The sequence below is a fragment of the uncultured Porphyromonas sp. genome (genome assembly GCF_938039215.1).
GTDB lineage: Bacteria > Bacteroidota > Bacteroidia > Bacteroidales > Porphyromonadaceae > Porphyromonas.
Map to the genome: position 1 here is coordinate 57,118 of NZ_CALHVI010000055.1, position 8,963 is coordinate 66,080.

The 8,963-nt window shown below is 57.1% G+C and carries 4 protein-coding genes and 1 pseudogene; 2 read left to right on the top strand and 3 right to left on the bottom strand.

The genetic code is table 11. The features are described from left to right. Positions 1-24 precede the first annotated feature (24 nt). Together Q0336_RS07540 and Q0336_RS07545 are read left to right on the top strand one after the other, a co-directional pair. Positions 25-3,048, top strand: coding sequence for a tetratricopeptide repeat protein (locus Q0336_RS07540; RefSeq protein ID WP_298527329.1), 3,024 nt, complete (start codon positions 25-27; stop codon positions 3,046-3,048). Further along, positions 3,045-4,844 (top strand): hypothetical protein, encoded by a 1,800-nt coding sequence (locus Q0336_RS07545; protein WP_298527330.1) that lies wholly within the window; start codon positions 3,045-3,047, stop codon positions 4,842-4,844. Before Q0336_RS07540 ends, Q0336_RS07545 begins: the two co-directional genes overlap by 4 nt. 122 nt (positions 4,845-4,966) lie before the next feature. Here Q0336_RS07545 and mnmA read toward each other — a convergent pair whose 3' ends face one another. From mnmA to Q0336_RS07560, 3 genes and pseudogenes are all read right to left on the bottom strand, one after another. After that, positions 4,967-6,142, bottom strand: coding sequence for a tRNA 2-thiouridine(34) synthase MnmA (mnmA, locus tag Q0336_RS07550; protein WP_298527331.1), 1,176 nt, complete (start codon positions 6,140-6,142; stop codon positions 4,967-4,969). 622 nt (positions 6,143-6,764) lie between these two features. Continuing rightward, positions 6,765-8,234, bottom strand: coding sequence for a hypothetical protein (locus Q0336_RS07555; protein WP_298527332.1), 1,470 nt, complete (start codon positions 8,232-8,234; stop codon positions 6,765-6,767). A gap of 109 nt (positions 8,235-8,343) precedes the next feature. Then, positions 8,344-8,963 (bottom strand): annotated as a pseudogene (locus Q0336_RS07560) (hypothetical protein); the annotation flags it as partial.

Here is an 8,963-nt window from a genome sequence, read left to right on the forward strand (position 1 = left end):
GAGATCCCAATCCCAACATACTACATGACGACAAAGAAGACAATCAAGCGGCTCATCTTGACCCTCGGCTGCGCTTCGCTTACGCTCGCTGGGCTCTCCGCTCAGACGATGGAGGTTCGCCCAAGTCGGGTATTCCTCACGCAGCTTCAGGAGGACTTCGCTAGCGGTAACTATATCGGCTACCAGCACGATCTGCCGAGACTGAGGGTGCTGCCTTTGCTGGCGGAGCATCTCCCCTATCGTAAGGCGATCGTAGAGCTGATGGCAGGACAGACGGCTCCTGATGAAGTCATCACACGCTTCCTCAAGGAGCATCCCCGAGCTCTCGAGCGTCCCTCTGCGGAGCTCCTCCTAGCTCTGGTGTATGTAGACCAAGGCCTTCTGCCTCTGGCTCGCACCCAGCTTGATAAGGTGAAGTCCTCTTCCCTCTCGCCTCGAGAGGCAGCACAGAGGGACTTAGCCCTAGCCTATGTCCTGCTCTCTGACCAGCGGAATGCGGTCGATCTAGAGGAGGCACAGCATCTCCTCATCCTAGCCAGCGAAGACTCCTCGATCGTCGGGGAGCAAGCTCTTCTCTATCTCGGATCAGTAGCTTGGGCTCGTGGGGATGTTCAGGAGGCACGCTCGATCTTCGCCCGCACGGACTATTCCCCAGAGCTTGCACCAGAGGCGGCCTATCAGCTGACCCTGCTCTCCTTCTCCACGGAGGATGCTGCCACGGCACAGCGCCGAGCTAATGAGCTCCAGCGTACCTACCCCGAGATGGCTTCACGTGCTTCGCTCAAGTCCGTCATCGGTCAGTCCTACTACGCTGAGGGCAACTATGAGCAGGCCATCCAGATGCTCCAGCCCCTGCAGGAGCTCGATGACTACCGCCCTACCGCCGAGGAGTGCTATGCGCTGGGTACTGCGCTCTATACACTGGGGCGCTATGAGGAAGCTCTTCGTCCTCTGAGTACTGCCTCTGAGAGCAGTGAAGCACTCGGAGCACAAGCCCTCTTCCTCCTAGGGAATGCACGCATCAAGCTCCAGCGCACCAGCGAAGCAGCTCTAGCCTTCAGTAGTGCAGGACAGCATCCGGCAGCTAGCGAACGTGTACGAGAGTACGCCCTCTACAATGGCATCCTCCTGCAGGATGAGACCCAGCGGTCGAACTTCGGACAGACCGTCCGTATGGCCGAGATCTTCATCTCTGAGTTCCCTCGCTCTAGCTACCGCCCCCACATCCTACAGCTCATCAAGGGGATCTTCCTCTCCAATAAGGACTATGCCGAGTCGCTAGCCACGCTGGAGCGCCTCCAGATCCAGAGCCCTGAGCTCAGTGAAGCGAAGCAGTATGTCCTGCTTCGCCTCGGTGAAGGAGCCCTTGGTCAGCAGGATCACACCCGTGCACGAGACTACCTTGCTCGGGCGATTACGCTGGGTACGAAGGCAGACTATACGGCTCAGGCTCACCTCCTCAGAGCGACGAGTGCTCTGGAGCGAGGAGACTACGCTGCTGCTGAGTCTGATGCTACGAAGAGCATCGCTACGGGTGCTGCTCCTTCGCTAGCCTACTATGTCGAGGGCTACGCACATTACAATCAGAAGCACTATTCATCTGCCTACCGCTCCTTCGAAGCCTTCACTTCAAGAGCGGGGAGTGATGAGTCGCTACGTCGTGCAGATGCTCTAGCCCGTATGGGGGACTGTCTGCTCATCCAGAAGAAGACAGCAGAGGCTCTAGCTCTCTATCGCCGAGCGGATGAAGGGATGCCCTCGGGGAGCGATGAAGCCCTCTATCGTGTCGCCACGATCTATGGACGCTGGGGGCAGTACCCTAAGCAGATCGAGACGCTGGATCGGATCATCAAGACGCACCCCGAGTCCACACACTTGCCCGAGGTGCTCTATGATAAGGGTCGTGCGCTCGTGCTAAGCAAGGCACGTGCTGATCAGGCGACGGCAGTCTTCGACGAACTCGTCAAGCGCTACCCCGACAGCCAGTATGCTCGTCTGGGGGCGATGGAGAAGGCGATGCTGGCCTACAACAATGGGCGCACCGAAGAGGCGATCAAGGCTTACAAGGATCTCATCGCCCGTTACCCCGAGAGTGAAGAGGCTCGCTCGGCACTCTCTGACCTCAAGAATATCTACATCAGCCTCGATCGTATCGACGAGTACACGGCCTATGCTTCGACGCTGGGCAAGCAGCTCACACCCACCGAGAGCGAGAAGGCACATCTGGAGTACCTCTCCCTCGAGAGCAAGTACAAGAAGGACAAGGATGCCTCCCTCTCTGAGCTGGAGAGCTTCGTTCGCTCCTACCCTGCGAGCCGAGAGGCAGGCAAGGCAGAGCTCCTGCTGGCTGAGCGCTATGCTCAGTCGGGACGACAGGCCGAGGCACTAGCTCTCTATACCAAACTGTCTGCTCCTGCTCGCTCCCTTGACCTACGTCTTCCTGCCCTAGAGGCACAGACGAAGATCTACGAAGAGACGGGACGACAGCGTGAGGCTGTTACCGCTTGGGCGACCCTCTATGGAATCGAAGGGCTTGAGGCTCCTCAGCACCTTCGCTACGGACGTGCGCTCGTCAAGGCGGCCTACGAAGCTAAGGACTACAAGCGCTCCATCGCTACGACTGAGGAGCTCCTTCGCCGCAGTGACCTCCCAGCGGGTACCCGCTCTGAGCTCATCCTACTACAGGGTAAGAGCGAGGAAGCTACGGGTGCTACGGGCAAGGCGCTGAAGACCTACGAGCCTCTACTGAAGAGCTTCGATACGGCCTCGGGTGCTGAAGGCTATATCCGCCACTCTACGCTCCTCTTCCGCTCGGGTAAGGTACAGGAGACGAAGAAGCAGCTCGATGCCTTCATCGCCAAGGGTACCCCACAGCAGTACTGGCTGGCTCGTGCCTTCCTGCTTCTAGCTGACTGCTACCACAAGCTGGGCGATACCTATGTCGCCCAGCAGTATGTAGAGAGTCTGCGAGACAACTACAAGGGGACTGAAGAAGATATTGCTCAGATGATCTCTGACCGACTCACCTCCTATCAGAATAAGAAATGAAGAAGTTCACCCTAATCCCTATCCTAGCTTCGGCGTTCCTCACCCTCTCTGGGGCGAGCGCTCTCTCGGCTCAAGAAGCTAAGGTGAAGCGTGCCGATACCCTTCGCCGTGAGCTCACTGTGATGACGGAGGATGAAGTCACGCTGGGTACACGTCAGCCACGTGACCTAAGCTTTGTCGTCCCCGTGCCCTCGGTGACGGCAGTACGTCATGCCTATCTAGATACTCCTATTCCCTTCACCTTGCGTCCTGGGGTCGCTCCTCTGGGGGCACTCGCTGCTCCACGAGGGGGCTTTGAGCGAAGCCAGCAGCGAGGCTATGTTTATCTCTCGGGGGGCTTATCCTTCGGGATGAAGGCTGGGGCTGGGCTACGTCTCGTCTCCTCCAAGACCGATAGCTGGGATATCTTCGGCCGCTACCTCTGGACACGCTCGGATATCAAAGTTACTCCAGCCGCTAGCCAGAAGGCTCGGGAGGATGCTTGGCTTCTCGGGACGAGCTACCAGCATCACTTCGATGAGGCGACGCTTGGACTGAAGCTCACGGCAGGACAGCATGCCTACAACTACTACGGTCTCGGGCTTACCCGTCCTCTGCTGGGTGTGCCTCTGGGCTCTATCGTCCCTGGGCCAGAGCTCCGTCGTCGCTCTACGCTCGTCTCCTTCGCTGCTCGCTATGCTACGGAGGAAGACTTCACTGAGGACTGGCTCTATGAGTTCGGTGCCAAGGTAGACTATACCTCGTCTAGCTCCATCCAAGAGGCAAATACCACTCTGGCCTCTCCTCGTGAATGGCTCCCTGAGCTCTCTGCCGATCTCTCCTACCGACTAGGTAGTACCTCACGTCTCGGGGCTATGGGTGCGTGGTCACTAGGCTCACTCTCCTCGACGGTGCCCTTCCTCTACGGCTTCCCCGAGAAGCGCAGCTCGAGCACCCGTATGATCCTCACGGGAGTCCCTTACTTCCTCACGGAGGATGTCTCTGGCGATCTAGGCTGGAGAGCTCTAGCGGGGCTACGAGTGCTCACGGGCAATGACCACCACAATGCCCACCTCTTCCTCTTCCCTAAGATCGATGCGAAGCTGCGTGTAGGCTCGGCCTTCGACCTTCGTCTCGAGACGGATGCTCAGCTCCTCAGACACACCCTTCACAGGATCGCAGACGAAGCTCCCTACCTAGATCATGAGGCCTTCGTAGGGCGCTATGAGCGACTCTATGATGCCAAGCTCTCTCTGGGTGGGACCATCGGTGGAGCCTTCAGTATCGAAGCCTTCGGTCGCTATGCTGATCATAAGGGGGCTGTCGAGTTCCGCCCAGTGCCTCTCCTTCATCCTGATGGGATGCCCGCTACGGCCTCCTATATGATGCCCATTACTTTCCGTCCCTACTACGTGGACTACAGAGAGCAGAATCTAGGGCTGGAGCTGGCATACAATCATCGAGGCCTCTTCACCGCTTCGCTACGTGGGGTCTATGCTCGCTACCAGACGGCACAGCAGTTCCTCGCTCGTCCTAGCTTCACCCTAGAGAGCCTCGTAGAGCTTCATCTCCTCCCTGAGCTCCGTCTTCGTGCGGGCTATGACTTCGCCACGGCGATCAAGTCCTACGATCCTGAAGGGGAGATCGTCCCGCTGAGTCAGCTTCACCACCTGCATGCCGATGCCGTCTACTCGCTGACGAAGAAGCTGAGTCTGACTGCTGAGCTTCGTACTCCGCTCTCGGTGAGAGAGACACGCTGGTACGGCTATCTACCTCAGCCGATGCTCCTGCAGGCTGGGCTACAGCTCACCTTCTAGCAGGGAGTAGGGGAAGCACCCCGACAGAATAGATAGACGATCGGCCGACCAAGTGAGAGACTTGGTCGGCCGATCGTCTTTTCTGTTGGGCTCTGTCGCTCCCTAGGAGTGGGGAGAAGAGGCTAGAAGCCTCGGGTGATCATACCGCTACCGAAGCAGATCCTATGCTCGGTATCGTAGAGCACGGCATACTGCCCTGGGGCAATGCCTTGGATGGGCTCCTTGCTCTGGATGAGGTAGCCTTCCTCGGGGTGATAGCTCAGGAGACCTTGGGTGAACTCGGGGGTATGACGCACCTTGAAGGTGATCTCCAGTGGAGTCTCACGGCTGAGGGGAGTCTTGAGCCCTTGATGAAGGCTGGTGTAGGCCCATGGGTCAAGGCTGATGAAGTCGCACTGCTCCATGCCGATGTGATCGCCGTACTGGTCGGAGGGGTCATAGCCTTGGCTGACGAGGAGGATATTGCGACGGATGTTCTTCTTCACGACGAACCATGGCCCGCCACTGAGCCCCAGCCCCTTGCGCTGACCGATGGTGTGGAACCAGTAGCCACGATGCTTGCCGAGTACCTTGCCCGTCTCACGCTCGATGATGAGCCCCTCACGCTCGCCGAGAGCTCGCTGGATGAACTCGTTGTAGTTCACCTTCCCGAGGAAGCAGATCCCTTGGCTGTCCTTGCGTCGAGCGCTCAGCAGATGGACTTCCTCGGCGATCTGGCGTACCTCACTCTTGAGCAGGTGCCCTGTGGGGAAGAGGAGCTTGGAGACCTGACGGAAGTTGATCTGGGCGAGGAAGTCCGTCTGATCCTTCACGGGGTCGGGGGCGGTCGTTAGGTAGAGATGCCCGTCGATGAAGCTCGTCGTCGCATAGTGCCCCGTGGCGATGAAGTCGAAGTCCTTGCCCCACTTCTCCTCGAAGCATCCGAACTTGATCAGCTTGTTGCACATCATGTCGGGGTTGGGGGTTAGCCCTCGGCGCACCGTGTCGATCGTGTACTCGACGACTTGCGCCCAATACTCCTCGTGGAGGGAAACGATCTGGAGCGGGCAGTCATACCGATGCGCCAGATGGCGCACGATCTCTAGATCATCCTCCCACGAGCAGTCGGTGAAGCCTCGCTCCTCCATCCCGATCTGGATGTAGAAGAGGGTAGGGCGGTAGCCTGCTTGGCAGAGGAGGTGCACCACGACGGAGCTATCTACGCCCCCCGAGACGAGGGCTGCGATGCGGGGCTCCTGGATGCCACTATGCTGGATACGCTCCCTGAGGGGAGCGATGAGGTCTTGCTGTCGGTTCATCGGGTGCAAAGATACGGCATTCGCCCCATGCGAGCCTCCTGCGCTCTGTCGCTCCTAGGGGTGAAGCTCGATCGATCTGGGCAAGCCTCAAGAGGAAGGATGGGCTAGGGGCGTTGCCCTTGCCTCAACTCTCCTGTGCAGTCCGCATAGGGTGGGGGAGAAGAGGGGGATATGCTCCACTCTAAGGTCTAAACCTCGTGCTGTGGGAAGACACCATCCGAAGGTCGAGGGCGGAAGGCCTCAGTCCCGTGAAGTAGAGCCTTCTGAAAGGGGGAGGGAAGTGACTCCTAGGAGCTCGCTCGGGAAACCTACTGTGGGTCGCCGATACGACCTACGGTAGATCGCCCCGACGACCCACGGTAGATCGCCCCGACGACCCACAGTAGGTCTTCTCGGTGATCTACCCTAGGTCGTAAAAGTCACCCATTCATGGGTCACTCGAGGGACCCATGAATGGGTAGGTCAGGTGACCCATGCATGGGGTGCATTTGTCTCCCATGTAGGGGGCGGTCTATGCCCCGCCGTGTGGAGGTGCTTGTACCCCTTCGGAATAAACGACACCGCCCCACCACAAGGAGCGTGATGGGGCGGATGGGGTTAGTGTGCTAGAGAGATACTTGCACTACTTGGGTCGTACTGCTCGTACTTGGACTCCGATACAGCGCTTTCCTTTGCCTAATTCAGGCTCGGGATTTGAGGGACTCATGTTGACCAAGGCCACGGAGTGGTCTCCTTCGTTTTCATCGAGGAGTACCTGATTCACCCAGAATCCGAGTATCTCATTGACATACATCTTTGAGCTTCCCTCGAAGTATCCTGCGATACTTAGGGTGATGGTCTTCCCATTTTGCTTACTCTTCCCGACGAGGCAAGGGACCCCGTTCACTTCTTTGCTCTCCCACGTACAGCCACTAGCCAGCTCTTTGATTTCTGGTTCAGTGGGGAGTCGCCAAGAGCCACCAAGCTTGGCATGCGCTACGTCATCCTCGGGGTCAAGCGTCTTCTTATTATCTACGAAGCCGTTGTAGCCCCAGTCTGCGTAGATAGAATACTTGGTGAGCTTGTAGATATTGGGATCGCTATCTGTAGGCTTAGCCCATTTGTAGTTGGACCATTTATATTCGGTCTTGGGCTCAGTCTCCCCCCATGCATAGTAGTCACCATACCCTTCGGGTGTAGAGGCGCCTAGATAGGTGCTAGACCAGTCGACACTGAGACCGAGGTCTATGCCCTCCATAGGTGCGGGTGTAGGAGGGGTGGGAGGTGTAGAGCCACCCACCTTGTCGATCAGCTCCTGGATCTTCTGGAGGATCTCAGCAAAGGCCTTGGCAGCTTCGGCCTTCCCCGTGCGTACTTCTTCGAGGAGCGTATTCACCGTAGTAGCAAGGGTCTTGAGCTGCTCTTGGATCTGCCCATTAGCTACTCCGTTGGCCTTGGCTTGCTCCTGGAGCTCCTTCATAGCCTTGTCGAGGATATCGATCTTTTGGGAGATGGCGACCGTCTCAGTCTCTATCAGAGTCTTGAGTGCATCGAGCTTGGCCCCGAGGTTGATCGTCTGGGCATTGATCATAGCTAGGATGAGGTCGAGCTTCTCCTGAGCCGTCTTCTCATTGCTATTGATCGCTGTCTTGATCTGCTCGAGCTTCTCGGCGAGTGTCCCGCCTAGCTTGTCGATGGCCTGAGTGATCTTCTTCACGACCTCGTCCTGATTGAGCATGTGGTCACCGATGGCCTTTGCGATGAGCTCTAGCTTCTCCTTGAGCAGGAGTCTCTGGGAGTTGATCGCCCCTTCGATGGCAGCTAGCTTCGTCTCCAGAGTCGTGTTGACTGAGTTGAGGACCTTGACGATCTCACTAAGGATCTCGCTACTGCTTTTGTTCATGCCATCGATGGCCTCAGTGATCTTCTTGATGGCTTCTTCACGCTTGAGGTTGCCATTGTTGATGGCCTCTACGAGCTTGGAGAACTCATTCTTGACGGTGATATCTACTGTCTGGTTCACCGAGGGGGCATCCTCCCGACACGAGGTGAAGGAGGTAGGCACCGCTGTCATGAGAGCCAGCCCAAGAAGCGCCTTATATATTGCTTTCATAATTCGATTGTGTTTGGTGTATGCATTCGCAGCATACGATGATCGGGGTTAGCTCCCTACCTGCACCCTGCAGAGGATGCAGGTAGGAGCTGTGAGATGCAGGGAGGCTCTAGGGTCGTACAGGACGGATGGAGAGACCTAGATGGCGCAGAGTGTATGCAGTGACAGCTTTAACGACTACGTCAGAGCCTTCTGTTGTTTCGAACAGGTCTAGAGTAAGTACTTGGTCAGGAGTCTGGAAGAGCTTATCACTAACCCAGATGATGGTGCCCTGATCGTCCCTTTCTAGTTGTGAGCCATTAACCCTACCACTAGCCTTAATGATGATGCTCTTGCCGTTGTACTTGCTCGTGCCACGGAAGCATACGTTTCCGTTGATTACTTCCTTGCTCCAGGTACATGCTTGGGCAAGCTCATTGGCCTCATCTCCGGTAGGCATACGCCAGGGAGCTCCGAGCTTGGCATGCGCAGCATCATCCTCGGGATCTAGCTTCTTCTTGTTGTCGACGAAGCTGTCAAGTCCCCATGCTGGATCAGTGCAGTATTTCGTGAACTTGATCTTTCCATTCACGACTTTACCATGCTTGTAGGTCGCCCAAGAAAATGTATTCTTGTTAGGCTCTATCTCACCCCAGGCATAGAAGTCGCCACGCTCTTCGGGCTTCGTAGCACCGAGGTTGCAGGTCGCCCACTTGATCCCACTAGGAAGCCCAAGGTCGACATACTCCC

What these genes read in the sequence shown, in the direction of transcription:
- mnmA (WP_298527331.1), bottom strand. Translation starts at nt 6,142, where the DNA reads ATGAACCGACAGCAAGACCTCATCGCTCCCCTCAGGGAGCGTATCCAG.
- Q0336_RS07540 (WP_298527329.1), top strand. Translation starts at nt 25, where the DNA reads ATGACGACAAAGAAGACAATCAAGCGGCTCATCTTGACCCTCGGCTGC.
- Q0336_RS07555 (WP_298527332.1), bottom strand. Translation starts at nt 8,234, where the DNA reads ATGAAAGCAATATATAAGGCGCTTCTTGGGCTGGCTCTCATGACAGCG.
- Q0336_RS07545 (WP_298527330.1), top strand. Translation starts at nt 3,045, where the DNA reads ATGAAGAAGTTCACCCTAATCCCTATCCTAGCTTCGGCGTTCCTCACC.